Source organism: Streptomyces sp. NPDC101181, assembly GCF_044767975.1.
In the GTDB taxonomy this organism is placed as follows: domain Bacteria; phylum Actinomycetota; class Actinomycetes; order Streptomycetales; family Streptomycetaceae; genus Streptomyces.
In genome coordinates this window covers 161,364-178,426 of sequence record NZ_JBIWOX010000008.1, presented here as the reverse complement: position 1 = coordinate 178,426, position 17,063 = coordinate 161,364, and the positions used below count along the sequence as shown (strand labels likewise).

Annotated in this window: 19 protein-coding genes; 8 read left to right on the top strand and 11 right to left on the bottom strand. The window is 70.1% G+C overall.

Features of this window, described 5'->3' with window-relative positions:
• Positions 1–55: 55 nt before the first annotated feature.
• Positions 56–1,663 carry an apolipoprotein N-acyltransferase gene (gene lnt, locus ACIRRU_RS14775; protein WP_403680000.1) on the top strand — a complete coding sequence of 536 codons (1,608 nt, stop codon included), beginning with the start codon at positions 56–58 and terminating at the stop codon, positions 1,661–1,663.
• Here lnt and ACIRRU_RS14770 read toward each other — a convergent pair.
• Positions 1,587–2,492 (bottom strand): Gfo/Idh/MocA family protein, encoded by a 906-nt coding sequence (locus ACIRRU_RS14770; protein WP_403679997.1) that lies wholly within the window; start codon positions 2,490–2,492, stop codon positions 1,587–1,589. The genes lnt and ACIRRU_RS14770 overlap by 77 nt on opposite strands.
• A gap of 134 nt (positions 2,493–2,626) precedes the next feature.
• Here ACIRRU_RS14770 and ACIRRU_RS14765 point away from each other — a divergent pair, with 134 nt between their 5' ends.
• Positions 2,627–3,172 (top strand): DinB family protein, encoded by a 546-nt coding sequence (locus ACIRRU_RS14765; protein ID WP_403679994.1) that lies wholly within the window; start codon positions 2,627–2,629, stop codon positions 3,170–3,172.
• 116 nt (positions 3,173–3,288) lie between these two features.
• Complete coding sequence (locus ACIRRU_RS14760) at positions 3,289–3,771, top strand: hypothetical protein (RefSeq protein ID WP_403679991.1); 483 nt, start codon at positions 3,289–3,291, stop codon at positions 3,769–3,771.
• A 68-nt stretch (positions 3,772–3,839) separates the two neighbouring features.
• Here the strand turns inward: ACIRRU_RS14760 and ACIRRU_RS14755 are convergent, their stop codons facing one another.
• The 7 genes from ACIRRU_RS14755 to ACIRRU_RS14725 all read right to left on the bottom strand — a co-directional run bounded on the left by ACIRRU_RS14755 (position 3,840) and on the right by ACIRRU_RS14725 (position 9,913).
• Positions 3,840–4,313, bottom strand: a complete 474-nt coding sequence (locus tag ACIRRU_RS14755; protein WP_403679988.1) for a hypothetical protein — start codon at positions 4,311–4,313, stop codon at positions 3,840–3,842.
• Between the two features lie 113 nt (positions 4,314–4,426).
• Positions 4,427–5,110 carry a uracil-DNA glycosylase gene (locus tag ACIRRU_RS14750; RefSeq protein WP_403679986.1) on the bottom strand — a complete coding sequence of 228 codons (684 nt, stop codon included), beginning with the start codon at positions 5,108–5,110 and terminating at the stop codon, positions 4,427–4,429.
• Between the two features lie 91 nt (positions 5,111–5,201).
• Positions 5,202–6,782, bottom strand: a complete 1,581-nt coding sequence (locus ACIRRU_RS14745) for an ABC transporter substrate-binding protein (protein ID WP_403680236.1) — start codon at positions 6,780–6,782, stop codon at positions 5,202–5,204.
• A 118-nt stretch (positions 6,783–6,900) separates the two neighbouring features.
• Positions 6,901–7,656 (bottom strand): SDR family oxidoreductase, encoded by a 756-nt coding sequence (locus ACIRRU_RS14740; RefSeq protein WP_403679983.1) that lies wholly within the window; start codon positions 7,654–7,656, stop codon positions 6,901–6,903.
• Between the two features lie 20 nt (positions 7,657–7,676).
• The gene (gene fabG / locus ACIRRU_RS14735) at positions 7,677–8,438 is read right to left on the bottom strand and encodes a 3-oxoacyl-ACP reductase FabG (RefSeq protein ID WP_403679981.1); all 762 of its coding nucleotides are present in this window, start codon (positions 8,436–8,438) and stop codon (positions 7,677–7,679) included.
• 216 nt (positions 8,439–8,654) lie between these two features.
• Positions 8,655–9,038 (bottom strand): DUF3037 domain-containing protein, encoded by a 384-nt coding sequence (locus ACIRRU_RS14730; protein WP_363202224.1) that lies wholly within the window; start codon positions 9,036–9,038, stop codon positions 8,655–8,657.
• Complete coding sequence (locus tag ACIRRU_RS14725; RefSeq protein ID WP_403679978.1) at positions 9,035–9,913, bottom strand: HipA family kinase; 879 nt, start codon at positions 9,911–9,913, stop codon at positions 9,035–9,037. Before ACIRRU_RS14725 ends, ACIRRU_RS14730 begins: the two co-directional genes overlap by 4 nt.
• A 330-nt stretch (positions 9,914–10,243) precedes the next feature.
• On the opposite strand from ACIRRU_RS14725, the gene ACIRRU_RS14720 reads away from it, so the two are divergent.
• Positions 10,244–10,474, top strand: a complete 231-nt coding sequence (locus tag ACIRRU_RS14720) for a hypothetical protein (protein ID WP_403679975.1) — start codon at positions 10,244–10,246, stop codon at positions 10,472–10,474.
• A 199-nt stretch (positions 10,475–10,673) separates the two neighbouring features.
• Positions 10,674–10,868 carry a hypothetical protein gene (locus tag ACIRRU_RS14715; RefSeq protein WP_403679972.1) on the top strand — a complete coding sequence of 65 codons (195 nt, stop codon included), beginning with the start codon at positions 10,674–10,676 and terminating at the stop codon, positions 10,866–10,868.
• 283 nt (positions 10,869–11,151) lie between these two features.
• Here the strand turns inward: ACIRRU_RS14715 and ACIRRU_RS14710 are convergent, their stop codons facing one another.
• The 3 genes from ACIRRU_RS14710 to ACIRRU_RS14700 form a co-directional block, all read right to left on the bottom strand.
• Positions 11,152–12,579 carry a Curculin domain-containing protein (mannose-binding) lectin gene (locus tag ACIRRU_RS14710; protein WP_403679970.1) on the bottom strand — a complete coding sequence of 476 codons (1,428 nt, stop codon included), beginning with the start codon at positions 12,577–12,579 and terminating at the stop codon, positions 11,152–11,154.
• Positions 12,580–12,876: 297 nt separating this feature from the next.
• A complete protein-coding gene (locus ACIRRU_RS14705) occupies positions 12,877–13,080 on the bottom strand; it encodes a hypothetical protein (RefSeq protein ID WP_403679967.1) in 204 nt (67 codons plus the stop codon).
• A 6-nt stretch (positions 13,081–13,086) separates the two neighbouring features.
• The gene (locus ACIRRU_RS14700; protein ID WP_403679964.1) at positions 13,087–13,542 is read right to left on the bottom strand and encodes a hypothetical protein; all 456 of its coding nucleotides are present in this window, start codon (positions 13,540–13,542) and stop codon (positions 13,087–13,089) included.
• Between the two features lie 525 nt (positions 13,543–14,067).
• On the opposite strand from ACIRRU_RS14700, the gene ACIRRU_RS14695 reads away from it, so the two are divergent.
• The 3 genes from ACIRRU_RS14695 (at position 14,068) to ACIRRU_RS14685 (ending at position 17,045) form a co-directional block, all read left to right on the top strand.
• Complete coding sequence (locus ACIRRU_RS14695) at positions 14,068–14,973, top strand: NADP-dependent oxidoreductase (protein WP_403679962.1); 906 nt, start codon at positions 14,068–14,070, stop codon at positions 14,971–14,973.
• Between the two features lie 51 nt (positions 14,974–15,024).
• Positions 15,025–15,747, top strand: a complete 723-nt coding sequence (locus ACIRRU_RS14690; protein ID WP_403679959.1) for an alpha/beta fold hydrolase — start codon at positions 15,025–15,027, stop codon at positions 15,745–15,747.
• A 155-nt stretch (positions 15,748–15,902) separates the two neighbouring features.
• Positions 15,903–17,045 carry a Gfo/Idh/MocA family protein gene (locus ACIRRU_RS14685; RefSeq protein ID WP_403679956.1) on the top strand — a complete coding sequence of 381 codons (1,143 nt, stop codon included), beginning with the start codon at positions 15,903–15,905 and terminating at the stop codon, positions 17,043–17,045.
• Positions 17,046–17,063: the final 18 nt, after the last annotated feature.

The following is a 17,063-nucleotide window of genomic DNA, read 5'->3' as shown; positions in this document are numbered from 1 at the left end:
GGGGTGGACCGGAGTCCGAGTCCGTCCGCCCGCGTACCACCGAGGAGGGCACGGTATGGGAATCCCGGGCGGCGGGCCCCCGGCCCGTGAACGGCTGCTCGCCTCCCGCTGGGGCCGTGCGGCGGCGCTGCTGGTCGCCGGGGCGCTGCCCGTCCTCGCCTTCCCCGCGCCCGGACTCTGGTGGTTCGCCTATGTCTCCCTCGTCCCCTGGCTGCTCCTGATCCGAACCGCGGGCACCCCCCGCCGGGCGGCGCTGGACGGCTGGATCGGCGGAACCGGGTTCGTCATCGCGATGCACCACTGGCTGGTGCCGAGCCTCCATGTCTTCATCGTGCTGCTGGCCGCCCTGCTCGGGCTGCTCTGGATTCCGTGGGGCGTGCTGGTCTCCCGGCTGCTCGGCGGTACGCCCTCCGCGCGGCGGGCGCTCGCCGCGGTGGTCGTGGTGCCCTCCGGGTGGCTGATGATCGAGCTGGTCCGTTCCTGGGAGGGGCTCGGCGGCCCATGGGGGCTGCTGGGGGCCAGTCAGTGGGAGGTCGCCCCGGCGCTGCGGGTGGCCTCGGTCGGCGGGGTGTGGCTGGTGAGTCTGCTGGTCCTCGCGGTGAACACCGGGGTCGCTCTGCTGGTGGCCGCGCCGCCCGCCCGGCGGACGGTGTCGGTGGCGCTGGTGGTGTGCGCCCTGTCCGTCGCGGCGACGGCGGCCTGGGCGCCCCGGCCGGAGACCACCGGTGCGGTCAGGATCGCCGTCGTGCAGCCGGGCGTCGTCGAGGGGCCGGGCAGCGTCGGGCGCCGCCTGGACCGGGGTGTGGAGCTGACCCGCTCGCTGGAAGGGCGGGGGGTGGACCTGGTGGTGTGGGGCGAGAGCAGCATCGGGGCGGGCGCCTGGAGCAGCGCGGAGACGGCCCGGCGGCTGGCGGATCTCTCCCGGGGGCTCGGCGCGGACCTGCTGGTCAACGTGGACGCCCGGCAGAGCGACGGCTCGGGGCGGTCGGGGATCTTCAAGTCGGCGGTGCTGGTGGGGGCGCGGGGTCCGACCGGGGAGCGCTACGACAAGATGCGCCTGGTGCCGTTCGGCGAGTACGTCCCGGCCCGTTCGCTGCTGGGGTGGGCGACCTCGGTGGGCCGGGCCGCGGGTGAGGACCGGCTGCGCGGCGACCGGCAGACGGTGATGACCCTCCCGGACGGCGCTCCCGGGCTGCGGATCGGTCCGCTGGTCTGTTTCGAGACGGCGTTCCCCGACATGAGCCGGAACCTGGTCCGCGACGGCGCCCAGGTGATCGTCGCCCAGTCCGCCACCTCGACGTTCCAGGAGAGCTGGGCCCCGGCCCAGCACGCCTCGCTCGGCGCGCTGCGGGCCGCGGAGAACGGCCGCCCGATGGTGCACGCCACGCTGACCGGCACCAGCGCGGCGTACGGGCCCCGGGGCGAGGCGCTGAGCCGCCCGCTGGGGACGGACGCGCGGGCGGCGGAGGTGTACGACGTCCCGCTGGCGAGCGGGACGACGCTGTACGGCCGCCTCGGCGACTGGCCGGTGTACGGGGCCCTGGCGGCGCTGGCCGTGCTCCTCGCCGCCGAGGGACTACGGGCCCTCAGGCGGCCTGGTCCGCAGTCTCCCGGACCACCCGCTCGCACAGCTCATGGGTCGCCAGAGCGTCCCGGGCGCTGAGCACCTCGCCCTGGCGCACCGCGTCGAGGAAGGCGTGCACGCAGGCCTCGATGCCGCGCTGGCGGGCCACCGGCACCCAGTCCCCGCGCCGCCGCACCGAGGGCTGGCCCTTGTGGTCGACGATGTCCGCGAGGTTGAGGACCTGGCGCTTGGTGTCCTGGCCGGAGACTTCCAGGATCTCCTCGGTCGAACCGTTCAGCCGGTTCATCATGCCGATCGCGGTGAACCCGTCGCCGGACAGCTGGAGCACCACGTGGTGCATCAGCCCGTCCACCGTCCGGGCCCGGACGGTGGTGTGGTCGACGGGGCCGGGGAGCAGGAAGCGCAGCGTGTCGACGACGTGGATGAAGTCGTCGAGGATCATGGAGCGCGGGTCCTCGGGGAGCCCGACCCGGTTCTTCTGGAGCAGGATCAGTTCGCGCGGGTGCTCGGCACACTGTGCGTAGGCGGGGGCGAAGCGGCGGTTGAAGCCGACGGCCAGGCTGACGCCGCGTTCCTCGGCGAGCTTCACGAGCCGTTCGGACTCGGCGTACTCGTAGGCGATCGGCTTGTCGACATAGGTGGCGACCCCCGCGTCGAGGAGCCGCTCCACGATCTGCGGGTGGACGGCGGTCGGCGCGTGCACGAAGGCCGCGTCCAGCCCCTGGTCGAGCAGGGAGTCCAGAGTCGTGTGGCGTGCCGCCGCGGGGATGCGGTGTACGTCGCCGACCCGGTCGAGCGTGGCGGGCGTACGGGTCTGCACATGCGTCTCGACCCCCGGGACGGTGGTGAGGACCGGCAGGTACGCCTTCTGCGCGATGTCGCCGAGCCCGATGCAACCGATCTTCACGAAGGTCTCCCTGTTCGCGGTGGCGCACGGGTGTCCGCGCCTGTTCCGAGACGGCAGCATACGTCCGGGCGACCGTCGCACCTCGCGCCGGTTCCCCGGAAATCCCCTGGTCGGGGACGCGGCCGGGGGTGAGGATGACCACCATGACCTCTTCCGAGAACGCGCGTCCTCATGCGGGACCCGAACGTTTCAAGCCCGCCCTGGACGCCGGTGAGCGCCCCATGCTGGAGGGCTGGCTCGACTTCCACCGGGAGAAGCTCGCCGAGAAGTGCGCCGGCCTCACGGACGCGCAGCTGCGCGAGGCGTCCGTACCGCCGTCCCCGCTGACCCTCCTCGGGCTGGTCCGGCACCTGGCCGAGGTGGAGCGCTTCTGGTTCCGGGAGGTCCTGACGGGCGCCGAGCTGCCGGACCTCTACGCGACCGAGGAGGACCCGGACGGGGACTTCGCGGTGAGCGGGTCCGACACCTGGGCCGGGACGGAGGCCGTGTGGCGGGCGGAGACGGCGGCGGCCCGCGAGAGCGCCGCCGCGTTCGGACTGGACGACCTGTCCCGGGGGCTCGGCCGGTCGGGCAAGCCGTTCAGCCTCCGCTGGATCTACACGCACATGATCGAGGAGTACGCCCAGCACAACGGTCACGCCGACCTGCTGCGGGAGCGCGTCGACGGCGTCACCGGATAGCGTCGTGCCCCGCCTCGGGGCGGGTCCGGGTGCGCGCCGCTGACCGGGTCACTCGTGCGGGGCCATTCCGCTCCGACGGCTCCCCCGGGCGCGCGCGGGGCCGCAGAGTGGGCCGGGTGCAGCGAACCAGAATCACCGCTCGGCTCCTGGTCGGGCTGGCGGTCACGGCCGCCTCCGGCTGCGTCTCGGTGACGCCCCCGGCCGGTCCTCCCGGCGCTCCCCGGCCGCCCGGCACCGCCGCCCCGGTCCAGGACGTCGCCCCGCAGATCGTGCAGCCGCCCGCCCGCGAGGCGCTGGAGGTCATGGAGGACGCGGCTCCGCCTGCCGCTCTCCCGCCCGCCCCGGCGCCTCCGGCCGCGTCGGGGACCCGCTCGGGCCCCGGCCGGGCGGGGCCGCCCCCGGCGCGGGACCGGGGGGACCCGCCGCGGCGGGCGCCTGCCCGGGTGCCGGTGGCGCCGCCCGTGGTGGTGCCGCCGCCCCCCGCGCTCCGGTTGCCGGGCGGGGGTGGGGCGGATGTCTGCGCGCTCGGCCGGGCCTTCGGCGACTGGTCCCCCGGAAGCCGGCAGGCCCGCATCTGCGAGCAGGCGTACGGCCGTTGAGCCGGACCGCCCCGGAGCGGGTCGGCCGCTGGGCCGGACTCCCCCGGGGCCGAGCCGTCAGGGAGTCCTCACTGCTGCCGCAGACGGAGCTCCAGCCGCTCGATGGCGGCCCGCACCCCGCCCCCGTACCCGTCGTCCACGAGCGCGTCGGCGGCGGCGCGGGCCCGCCGGAGGTGGACGCGCGCGGGGTCGGGGCGCTGGAGCTTGAGGTAGTCCGCCGCGAGATTGAGGTGGAGCGAGGGGGAGAACGCCCGGACGGCCAGGGCGTCGGGGTGCTCCGCGGGCCGCTCGTCGCTCAGCGCCTCCGCGGCCGTCAGCGCGCGGAGATCCCAGGCCAGCTCGTCGCCGGGGTCGTCCTGGGTGTCGGCCAGATAGTGCGCGAGGGTGCAGCGGTGCAGGGCGTCGCCCTCCACGCCCAACTCCGACCAGAGGGCGCCGAAGCGGTTGCGGGCCTCCTCCCGGTCACCAGCGTGGAGCAGCATGACCGCCTGGCCGATTCTCGTCGTCAGGCGGTCCCCGGACGCCTCCTGCTGCTCCACCACTGCGGTCTCCTCGTGCCGTACTGCCCGGTCGCGGTCCGTTCCGACGCTAGCGCCGGGCTCCCGCATTACCGGTCAGACACGGGCGTACCGCGCCGAGAGCCCTCAAGGGGCCGTCAGCCGAGGTCGGGGATGCGCCAGTCGATCGGCTGGTGCCCCTGGGCGGCCACGGCCTCGTTGATCCGGGTGAACGGGCGGGAGCCGAAGAACCGCTTCGCGGAGAGCGGCGAGGGGTGGGCGCCCTTCACCACCACGTGGCGCTCCTCGTCGATCAGGGGCAGCTTCTTCTGCGCGTAGTTGCCCCAGAGCACGAAGACCGCGGGGTCGGGCCGGTCGGCGACGGCCCGGATCACCGCGTCGGTGATCTTCTCCCAGCCCTTGCCCTTGTGGGAGTTGGCCTCGCCGCCCCGCACGGTGAGCACCGCGTTGAGCAGCAGGACGCCCTGCTCGGCCCACGGCATCAGATAGCCGTTGTCCGGGACGGGCAGGCCCAGCTCCTCGTGCATCTCCTTGTAGATGTTGCGCAGGGACGGCGGGGTCTTGACACCGGGCCGCACGGAGAAGCAGAGCCCGTGCCCCTGCCCCTCGCCGTGATACGGGTCCTGGCCGAGGACGAGGACCTTCACCTGGTCGTAGGGCGTGGCGTCCAGCGCGGCGAAGACCTGCTCGCGCGGCGGATACACCGGCCCCCTGGCCCGCTCCTCCTCGACGAAGTCCGCCAGCTCCTTGACGTACGGCTTCTGCAGTTCTTCGCCGAGGACGCCGCGCCAGGACGCGGGCAGCAGGTCGATATCGGTCACGTCCACAACCTCCGGTGAGCAACAGGTTCTTGATCCCCGAACCTACCGCCCGCCACTGACAGCGGTCCCCCGAAGCCGGTCCGTACCGCCGCTACCAGCTGGCCTTGCGGTACAGCTCCCACATCTGCATGACGGTCTGCGGGTCGAGCGCGCGCTCGCCGCCGCCGATGTCCTCGCCCGCGGCGACGTAGAGCTTGCCCTGCCACAGCGGGAGGAGCCGGACGTCGTCGACGAGGATCTCCTGGGCCCGCTCGAACTGCTGGCTGACCGCGCCCCGGTCGCTCTGCCGGCGCGCGGACGGGAGCAGCTGCTGGGTGATCTCCTTGTTGATGTACGGGGTGCCGGTGACGGGCTCCTTGCCCACGAAGGGCGCGACGAAGTTGTCGGGGTCCGGGAAGTCCGGGAACCAGCCGCGGCCGAAGACCGGGTACTGGCCCTTGGTGAAGCCCTCCTGGAAGGTCTTCCAGGGCTTGCTCTTCAGCGTGACCTCGAACAGCCCCGAGTCCTCCAGCTGCCGCTTGAGCTCTTCGAACTCGGGCTCCGTCGAGGAGCCGTAGCGGTCGGTGGTGTACCAGAAGGTCAGCTTGACGGGTTCGGTGACGCCGGCCGCGGCGAGGATGCTCTCCGCCTTCTCCACGTCCGGATCGCCATAGGTGTCGAAGAAGCTCGTGGTGTGCCCGGCGATGCCCTTGGGGATCATCGAGTAGAGGGGTTCGGCGGTCCCCCGGTAGACCTTGGCGACCAGCGCGCCGCGGTCCACCACGTGGGCGACGGCCTTGCGGACGGCCGGGTTCCCGGCGGCCGGGTCCTTCGGGTTGAAGACGAGGAAGCGGATGTCCGCACCCGTGGACTCGACGATCTGGAGACCGGCGTTGTCGTCCTTGTTGTCCTCCAGGCTGACGACCTCCTCGGCGGTCAGACCGCGATAGGTCGCGTCGATCTTCTTCGCCTTGAGGGCGCTCACCATCTCGGCGGAGTCCTCGAAGTAGCGGATGGTGACCGAGTCGTTCTTGCGGTTGGCGAACCCCTTGTACGCGGGGTTCTTCTTCAGCTCGGCGGTGGCCTGGGGCTCGTAGGAGTCCAGGAGGTAGGGGCCGGAGCCGGTGACCTTGCCGTCGTCGCGGATCCTGTCCTTGGGGTAGTCGCCGGGGGCGACGAGCGACATGGCGGGCGTGGCCAGGATGAACGGGAACGTGGCGTCGGACTTGTTCAGGTGGAAGACGACGGTGTCGTCGCCCTCGGTCTCCACCCGGTCCAGGGAGCCGAGCAGCCCGGACGGGCCGCCCGTGAAGTGGATCTCCACAATGCGTTCGATCGAGTGCTTGACGGCCGCGGCGTCGACCTTCTCCCCGTTGGAGAACGTGAGGTTCTTCTTGAGCGTGCACCGGTAGGCCATGCTCGTGGTGTCGGTGAACTCGCACGACTCGGCCGCGTCCGGTTCGGGGCTCGTGCTGCCCGTGGGAAAGCTGACCAGGGTCTGGTAGACGTTCCGCATCAGCTCCCAGGAACCGTCCCAGGCCGCTGCCGGATCGAGAGTGGACGGGGAGCTGGTCGTCCCGACGGTTATCTTCTGCTCCGTTTTCGATCCGCTGTCGGCAAGGAGGCCGCAGCCGGACAGCAGGGCGAAGGTAGTCAGGGCTGCGACAGCCCGCGGTATGGCCCGGTAGAACACGCGCACGCTCCTCGATCAGCCATGGGTCGGCAGACCATACCGCAACGCCCCACCGGGTCAATCCTGGGGCCCGGCGGGGCACTTGAGTCAATCAGGGCCAAACCGGCCGAGGCTTTTGTCAGCCCACTCCCGCGTTCAGGAAGATGCCGCCGTCGACGACCAGGGTCTGTCCGGTGATCCAGTCCGACTGTGCCGAGGTCAGGAAGGCCGCGGCCCCGCCGATGTCCTCGGGCAGGCCGAGCCGTCCCAGCGGATAGACGGCGGCCGCCTCCGCCTCCCGGCCCTCGTAGAGGGCTTCGGCGAACTTCGTCCTGACCACGGCGGGGGCGATCGCGTTGACCCGGACGACCGGGGCGAACTCGTGCGCCAGCTGGGCGGTCAGGTTGATCATCGCCGCCTTGGACATCCCGTACGCGCCGATGAACGGCGACGGGGCGACGCCCGCGACGGAGGAGATGTTGACGATGGCCCCGCCGTTCTCCCGCTGCCAGGCCTTCCAGGTCCGCTGGGCGAACCCGAGCGCCGAGATCACGTTGGTCTCGTAGACCTTGCGGGCCACGTCGAGGTCGAGGTCGGCCATGGGGCCGAAGACCGGGTTGGTCCCGGCGTTGTTGACCAGGTGGTCGACCCGGCCGAACGCCGCCATGACTTGCTCCACGGCCGTCGCCTGGTGCGCCTCGTCGTGCGCCTTGCCCGCGATGCCGATCGCCCGGTCGGAGCCGAGCCGCTCGACGGCCTCCCTCAGGGCGTCCTCGTTCCGTCCGGTGATGGCCACCCGGTCGCCGCGGGCGACGAACGCCTCGGCGATCCCGTAGCCGATACCCCGGCTGGCGCCCGTGATGAGGGCGACCTTCCCGCTGTCCTGCACCGTCATGATGTGCGCTGCCCTTCGGGTCAGTTGAGGGGGCCGCCGGCCACGTACAGGACCTGGCCGGAGACGAAGCCCGCGTCGTCCCCGGCGAAGAAGGCGATGGCGCCCGCGACGTCCTCGGGACGGCCGACGCGCTGGACCGGGATCTGGGTGGCGGCCGCCGCCTGGAACTCCTCGAAGCCCATGCCGACGCGCTCGGCGGTCTGCGCGGTCATCTCGGTGACGATGAAGCCGGGCGCGACGGCGTTGGCCGTCACTCCGAACTTCCCCAGCTCCTTGGCGAGCGTCTTGGTGAGGCCCTGGAGTCCCGCCTTGACCGCGGAGTAATTGGCCTGGCCGCGGTTGCCGAGGGCCGAGGAGGAGGAGAGCGAGACGATCCGGCCGAACTTCGCCTCGACCATGTGGGCCTGCACGGCCTTCGTCATCAGGAACGCGCCCTTGAGGTGCACGTTCATCACGACGTCCCAGTCGGACTCGCTCATCTTGAACAGCAGGTTGTCGCGGAGGACGCCCGCGTTGTTCACCAGGATCGTCGGCGCGCCCAGTTCGGCGGCGACCCGGGCGACGGCTGCCTCCACCTGACCGGCGTCCGACACGTCGCAGCCGACGGCGAGCGCGGTGCCCCCGGCGGCGGTGATCTTCTCGACCGTGTCCTTGCAGGCCGCCTCGTCGAGATCGAGTACGGCGACGGCGCGACCCTCGGCCGCCAGGCGTACGGCGGTGGCGGCGCCGATGCCCCGCGCCGCTCCCGTCACGATGGCCACGCGCTGCTCGGTGGTGGACATGCTTGGTTCTCCTCGCCCTTGGATAGCGGCTCAGCGGACACCGGGACGGCTCGCCGGGCCTTACCCGGCCGGGAGCGCCCCGATGACTGAGCAACCGCTTAGTACCTTCAGCATCCGAGACGCTAGAAGCCCTGGCACCCGGTGTCAACGGCGTGCGGCTCCACCGGGCCGCACATCACACCCGCCGCCCGCCACCCACGGGACGCCGGACGCGGGTCAGCGCACGAGCAGGTCGAGCAGCCGCTCGACCTCACCGGCCGGATCGGTGGTGAGCCCGCTGTGCACGGCACCGGGCTGGACGACGGTGGAGCGCGGGGCGATCAGCCAGCGGAACCGCCGCCCGGCGTCATCCTCCGCCGCCTGACCGGCCCCCTGACCGCCGCCGCAGACCCTCTCGACGGCGCGCAGGGCGGCCCGCACCCCGACGACGTCGGCGTGCGGGTCCAGGGCCGTCAGCTTCCGCTCGTCGAGGTGCGTACGGGCGGCGACGAAGGACCGCGCCCGGCAGTACACGAGCACGCCCGCGTTGAAGCACTCCCCGCGCTCGACCCGGGGTACGACGCGCAGCAGCGCGTACTCGAAGACGTCGCGCCGCGTCATCGGGCACCGCCCTCTCCGGCGCGGGCGGAGGGCGTGTCATGGTCGCCCCCGGCCGGTTTCGGCCTCGGCGGGAGGCGGTCCGTGAGCCACCCCGGCGCCCGGGAGGGCCGGGTGGCGGTCGGTGCGTCCAGGGTGATCCGCTCGTGGATGGTGGCGGCCCTGGCCCGCAGCGGGGCGACGTAGGCCCGGCGCAGTTCGTCGGTGGAGCCGAAGCCGGGCTCGTCGGCCAGCCAGACCTCCGGCACCAGGGCGGTGATCTCGGTGAGCAGGTCGTCGGTGACCAGCGGGGCCAGCTCCGCGGCCGCGGCGGCGATGTCCGGGGCGAAGGGGGCGAGGACGTGGTCCGAGGCGTTGTACGGCTTCGCGGCGGAGGCCGCGGCACCCGGCCAGTTGTGGTGCCAGATCATGGTCGCGCCGTGGTCGATCAGCCAGAGATCGCCGTGCCAGACGAGCATGTTGGGATTGCGCCAGGACCGGTCCACGTTGTTGATGAGCGCGTCGAACCAGACGATCCGTCCGGCCTCGGCCGCCCCGACCTCGTAGGCGAGCGGGTCGAAGCCGAGCGAGCCCGGGAGGTAGTCCATCCCGAGGTTCAGTCCGCCGCTCGCCCTGAGCAGCTCCTGCACCTCCTCGTCGGGCTCGGCGAGTCCGATGACCGGGTCCAGCTCGATGCTCACGAGCCGGGGCACCCGCAGCCCCAGCCGACGGCCCAGCTCCCCGCAGACGACCTCGGCGACGAGCGTCTTGCGGCCCTGCCCCGCCCCGGTGAACTTCATGACGTACGTACCGAGGTCGTCGGCCTCGACGATCCCCGGGAGCGAACCGCCCTCACGCAGCGGCGTGACATAGCGGGTCGCTACGACCTCTTCCAGCACTTCTCCGGGCCACCCATCTCTCTCGCCTCGCGTTTCACGGAGGGCTTTCACCGGGGCAGCGGCCGGGGTCCCCGGTCATCGGCACCAGGGGGAATCCGAGAAGCTCCGGCCGGCGCACCGGGCTCACCACTCCCCCGGCGGACCGCCGATGACGCGGCGCCCCTTGCTGCTGGCCCCCGGCATGAAGTGAGCATAGTAACCGAGGGTGATGGTCGGCGAGAATGTCCGAGCCATCGGGCCAAAGTCACTGCGGACTCTCCGGCTTCCGACGCCGACCGCCGCACCCTCAGCCGCGTCGTCGCCCGTCGCATCGTGCGCACCGTATTCACCTTGATCACGCCCCGCTGGGGCGGCTGGACCAGCGACCTCAACGCGTCCGCCGAACTCTTCGGCCGCTACTACCCCCAGCACGCAGACCAGATGCGTACCGCCGCGACCATCGCCCGCGTCCCCTCGACCGATCCAGAAGTGCTCAGCACACTCATCGACGACCTGGGCCCCTGGCTCGCATCCGAATACGCGGCCGCGCACGGCGAGAAGACACCCCGCCCCGCCCACTGACCCTCCGGTTCTACCGGCCGCCCGCCACAGCCAGCGCCCCTTCGACGTTCTCCCGCACGAGCCGGGCCTTCTCAGCCCCCGTGACGTGCTTCGTACAGCAGCTGGATGCGTGCCAGCGGCTGTCATCCGAGGTGTTCTGGGAAGTGCCGCGATGCGGGCGATCGCCGACCGGATCTGTGACGATCAGTAGGTCAAGCGCTTGTGGGATCAGGAATCCGACCTGCGCCGCCACACCGACGGCACCACCCGGCCTATGTACCTGCCGGGGTGGCGGCCGCAGCCCGCCTGGGTACGGATCATGGGCTGGCAGCCCCCGCACCACCCCAGCCTCCGTGTCATCACCGGCGAACCCGCTCCCAACACCCACCAGCCCCACCACCGCACCGACGACTGACACCACCCCAACCGGGCAGTCACGGTCCGGTGCAGCCTTGCAGCCCCGCAGCCCGCCGCCTGGGACATCCGTGAGAGATTTTGCGACCCGGGCGGATCTCTGAATCCCCGCAGGCTCATACCCCCGCTCCCCCTCGCTCGACGCTGGGGCGCGGTCGGCGGCGCGGCCGGGACCGCCTGGAGGCCGGTTAGCATCGGTGACCGCGCAGCACCTGTGTCCCATCCCGTAGGACCCGCCCGGTAGTGCCGCTGGTCTGCGGAGGGGCGAGAGACCGGCCCATCCTTCACTCAGTCCTCGGAGTGTCCTCGGAGTCTGAGGACGGTTCCGCCGGGCCCCCAACGGGGTCGGCCACCTTCTCCCCGTTGCGCCAGACCACGGCACCGTCAGCACGGCACAGAACTACTTCGCCCTGACGGACGCGGAGTTCGTCCGCGGGTCCGCCCAGTGGCGGCCCCGCGTCTCCCAGCACGCGCAACATGCCGTCCTCGCCCAGGTGCAGCCCCGGCTCCGCAGCCTCACCCAGGTGTCTGTACCAGAGCCAGGTGTGATCTGCCGAGAACAGGACCAGACGCCGGTCGTCGTAGTGCCCCAGCACCGTTCCTCCGTCAGCAGAAGTCAGGGAGTGCGGCCCCAGCGTCTGCCCTCGGCGCATCACCGCTCCTCGTGGCGTGTCGATGGCGGAGGCGTCGCACGAGGGGTGGGGGCCCGTCGACCACACCGCCCGGCCGCTGGAGTCGAGGAGTTCAGCCCGACCGTCGTCGCGGACAATGAGCTGACATGCTCCGGAATCCTCCGTGCCGGAGCTCCACACCCGGGCGCCGTGGATATTGCGGATCAACAGATCACCGTTCACGCCGAGTTCGGCCCATCCGCCGTTCACCCAGTCGGTCGCCGTCCTCCACACGATGCGATGCGCGGTGTGGCAGTGCAGCGCCAGGTCGCCATTGCACTGATGCACCAGGGTGTGTGTCCCGTCAGGTGACGTCAGGGACTGGTTGCGCAGGCGCCCGCCCACTTCGAGAAAGGATCCGCCGTACGGATAGGGAGTTCCGACATCGACCGGCCCGTCCGGCATCGGGTTGCGCTCGTTACGCCATAGGACGGCGCCGCCGGAATCGATCAGGCACAGCGTCCAGAGCTTCCTCTTCCCCGACCCTCGCCCATGCCAGGTGAGCTGGGTGTTCTCCTGAGCGAGCCAGTCGACCAGCGGGCCGGCCATGCCCCCACTGAGGCCGGGGCCCTTGCCGTACTCGTGCCATCGGAGCAACCCGTCCTGCTCGCGGACAAGGGTCCGGAACTTCGTGCCGTCCTGGTGATACATGTACGCGTCCCCGGTAATGGCGCTCGCAGGCGCCGCATCGCCGAGAGCAACGGAATGGATGGGACCGGTGCGTATATTGCTCAAACGGATGTGACGGTGGTCAAGGAGTTCCAGATCCCCCTCGTCCGTAAGAATCAGATATTGCGCGCCGGGCGAGGAGAATTCCGACCGCCAGAGCGTTGCGCCGCTCTCGACATCACTGACCAGGACCTCGTCCCCGCTTCCCAGATGGAGGTGACCGGCGGCCCCGGCCCGCCAGACAACCTCACCGGCGTTGGTGTCCGTGATCACAGCGACACCAGCCGCATCACAGCGCATCACGAACCGCCCGGACGGGGAGTCAAGTTGGTCATCTGGGTAAAGGCGAGTGAACTGAGACATTTCGCGCATGGTTTTCCCTCCATAATGCACCGCGGAGACGATATCGACGACGAGCGTCGCTTTCCCGGGATCCGGGGCTCCGCGTCGTCGAGATCATCGCAGCGGCACGTGGTCTCTTCCACCGGCCGATCTGCCGGATTGCCTTGCTCTGAGCAGGGCTTGACGTCCACCCACCCGCATCCCGACGTCCGGCCAAGGATGCTGCCTGGTCGTTAAGGCTCCACGTCTCATGGGTGGGGTCCCGAAATGGCTTGTCAGCCGTAGGGGTGAGAAGCAGCTTGAACGTGAGGTCGGCAGGTACTGGTGTCAGGAGGTCCGCGGACGGCGGCGGTGGCCTTCCGGTGTGAACGTGAATCGCTCGGCGAAGGGGCCCTCGCCGCAGCGCACCGCGAGAAGGATCGGCGCTTTTCGGTTCGGAGGCCAGGTCGAGCCGGATCCAGGTTCGGTGCCGTTCCACAGGTGGAAGAAGATCATTGGCTCTGCGATATCCGTGGTGAGGTAGCCGAGCACCTTTCCCTAGTGCGGATTGGTTCCGCCGAACAGCACTGACGGAGGACCGAACGCAGTGGTGACGTCCACCCACTCCCGGTCGTGCTGGGCCCACGCGCCGGCGGTGATCCGCATGGATGCGTACGTCCCGGCATCCACCACGCGGTCGGCCTTCAGCCACCCTTGTCGCCGTGCGAACTCCGCGTACACCGAGGCCACGCTGAGTTGGTGGTCGGGTGGGAGCAGGCGGCTGATGGCTCCTCTGACTCCGTCGGCCGGCCAGAGCCCTGCTTCACCCCAGGCGTGCTTCTGCTCGCCCGTGGCGTCGGGACGTTGCTCGAGGAAGAGCAGATGGTCGATGGTCATCCAGGCGCAGACCTCCACATCACCGTAGGTTCCCGGCCTGCGCAGAACAGAGTTGAGCTGATCGACAAGGAAGTTGCGCATGTCCTGCGCTGAGGCGAGTTCCATTTCCACGTCCATCCCCACAGTCTCGACCACCGCACCGGCACGCGGGCCAGTAGGGGGCAGGCAGCAGAACTCACCCCGAGCGCTGGTGGACCCGCCTCTGCACAGACCGGCACAGCCCTAGGGGCCCGTCCCGGCTGATACGGAAGCGCAGGCTCATCTCGGCCCCGGCTGCCAGGCGAGGACTCCAGGGTGGGACGCAGCCGCACAGCGCCGGACCGGCGTCCGGCGGTGACGCCACCGCACCTCGCGGCACCGTGCCTCGCTGCCGTGACGGATACGGCGGCCGATCCGCGTGCGCGGGCGGCCGACGTAGGTTCGGAACCGCTGAAGGGTTCCTGAGGCCCACCCCTCTATCAGGGAGTCGTTGACGACGTCAGTCCCCCCGTCACCATGGCCCTCGGGGCGCTTCGCGGCAGGCTCACGGCGTGTGACCACCTCCGCGCGCGCCGCCTGCGGGCGAGAATCCTCCGGTTTTGTAGACCTGACACCGCTCTGAACGGTGCGAGCAAACGACCCTTGTACACGAGAAGGATCATCATGAAAGCCGTCGTCATCACCTCGTTCGGCGAACCCTCCGTGTTGCGGGTTGCGGCGGCTCCGCGACCGGTGCCGGGTCCGGGTCAAGTACTGGTTCGGGTTCACGTCGCGGGGGTGAATCCGGCGGAGATCCAGGCCCGCGCCGGAGCGTTCGGCCTGCGTGCTCCCGCCATCATCGGATTCGAGTTCGCCGGCGTCGTCGAGGCGGTCGGCCCGGGCGTCGACGTGGGCGTGGTCGGCGACCGCGTCGCCGGGTGGCCGGATTCCGCCACCCAGGGCTCCTACGCCGAGTACACGGTCAGCAGCAACTTCGCGATGATCCCCGACGGCGTTTCCTTCGAGGAGGCCGCGGCTACTGTCATCGGCGCCGACAACGCGGCGAGGGCTCTCGGGCTTCTGAACATTCGCCCGGGTGAAACGCTCGTGGTCACCGGGGCGAGCGGTGCTCTGGGCGGTGCCGCCGTGCAGTTCGCGCGACAGCGCGGTGTGAGGGTGATCGGCGTCGCCGGGACTGCCAACGCCGACTTCGTCAGGGGTCTCGGAGCCACCCCTGTCGCCCACGGCCCGGGCCTGGTCGATCGCATCCGCGCCGCCGCTCCGGGCGGGGTCGACGCCGCGCTCGACACCACCGGTATGGGGCTCCTCCCCGCCCTCGTCGATCTTCTTGGCGGCCCCGACCGGATCGTGACGCTCGCCGACGGTGATGCCGCACAACACGGCGTCGCATTCAGCCCCGGGGGCAGCGGTAACCGCAACCACCGCCCTGTCCAGGAAGCCCTGGATCTGATCGCCACCGGCGCATGGACCGCACGCATCGGCCGGAGCTTCCCACTCGACGAGGCCGCAGACGCTCATCGCCTCGTCGCCACGGGCCACACCTACGGCAAAGTCATCCTCCTGCCCTGACTCGGCCGACCGGCCATTCAACCACGACACCAATCAATTGGAGAATCCGAGATGCCTGCAGTCCTCATCCATGGTGTACCTGACACTCACCGGATCTGGGACACCGTCCGTTCCCATATTCAACGCGAAGATATCGTGACGATCGATCTCCCCGGGTTTGGCGTACCCCTGCCAGAGGGATTCACGTCGACGAAGGAAGAGTATCTCGATTGGCTTATTAAGAAGATCGAAGAAATCGGCGAACCTGTCGACCTGGTCGGTCATGACTGGGGGTCTCTGCTCACGGGTCGTCTCGCGTCTGTCCGGCCAGATCTGGTGCGCACATGGACAGGCATCAGCGGACCAATCGATCCGGAGTATCCGTGGCACTATCTTGCCAAGATCTGGCAAACGCCGGGCGAGGGTGAGAAATGGATGGCGGACCTCGACCTTGAGGAGTTCGCGGCAAGTCTCAACGAGGCGCAGATGCCGCGCGACGCGGCAGACGAAGCGGTCCGGCATATCGATGCCATCATGAGGGCAAGCATTCTCGCCCTTTACCGTTCGGCGATCGAGGTCGGGGCGGAGTGGAAGCCAGGTCTGAGCAAGGTGACCGCACCAGCGCTGGTGATATGGGGCCTGGACGATCCGTTTCTTCCGCACCGCTTCGCCGACGAGCTCGGTAATGCCACACGCGCGCGTGCCGTCTTCAAACTGCGCAGCTCACACTGGCCGATGATCGAGCGTGCGGCCGATGTAGCGCGCGAACTCGAGGCCCACTGGGCTCACGTATAAAACCTGCGCCTGGGTCACTCGGGCTCACCATGGCGAACGCCAATAATTACTCTCTCGTCACGGTGAGCCCGAGTGCCCACGCATGTGTCCGGAAACGAAGCATCGTGACGCAGCACGGAGAGCATTTCCGGGCTGCACATGGCAGGAGCATCCTTATGACGAGTTCAGCACATACCCAGATCGGCGTCGGTATTATCGGGGCTAGTTCCGATCGGGGTTGGGGCAGAATTGCTCATGTCCCGGCGCTGCAGGCGCTCGACGCGTTCCAGATCCGCGCCGTCAGCACGACTCGTATGGAGAGCGCGAACGCGACCGCTCGCCAACTGGGCGCCGATCTCGCCTTCGACACACATAAGGCTCTGGTCGGGCGAGCGGAGGTCGACCTGGTGGTGGTCGCGGTCAAGGTGCCGGATCACGAGCAGATCGTGTCCGACGCACTGGCCGCGGGCAAGATGGTTTATTGCGAATGGCCGCTCGCGAGAAACCTGTCCGAGGCCGAAGCGCTGGAGGGGTTTGCCCGCGAGCGGCGGCTGCGCACGGTTGTCGGGTTGCAGGGTGGCCTGCACCCACCGATCCTCTTCCTTCGCGACCTCATCGCGCAAGGCGCGATCGGCAAGCCGCTCAGCACGAGCATCCGAGCGCACCTGGCCGACGACATGTGGGTCGGCCGATACGACCCGCCGGTCGAGTACATGGCCCACGCAAAGCATGGCGCCACGCTTCTGAGCATCATGCTCGGCCACGGGCTCGAACCGCTTGCGCGCGTACTCGGCACGTTCGAGAGTCTGTCCGCCGTCGTCGCCAATCAACGCGGTGACGGCGTCCGCCTATCCGATGACGCGTCGCTGCCGAAGGACGCTCCGGACGAGATCGTCGTCGCCGGCGTTCTCGAAGGCGGGATCGTCACCTCGCTGCACTACAGTGCCGGGCAGTCGGCCGGCTCGGCGACGGTATGGGAGATCCAGGGCACCGAAGGCAGTGTGCGTGTGGAGTCCGCGTCGGGCTACCTTCACTTCACCGATTTCACCATCACGCTGCGCCGCGACAGCGAGCCTGTCCAAGTACTACAGGTGCCCCCCGCTTATGCGGCCCCTGACCTGCAACTCGACGCACCCGCAGCGGGGGTCGCCCGCCTCTACGCCCAGTTCGCAGCCGACCTCCGCGACGGAACCGCCGACGCGCCGGATTTCGCAGTCGCACTCGATCGCCACCGCACACTCGATGCGATCACACGGGCCGCCGAAACAGGTCATCGGCAGCATCTCTCCCGCCCCGACCGAATGAAATCCGATCTCTGAACGCGGAGAGGCACTGGG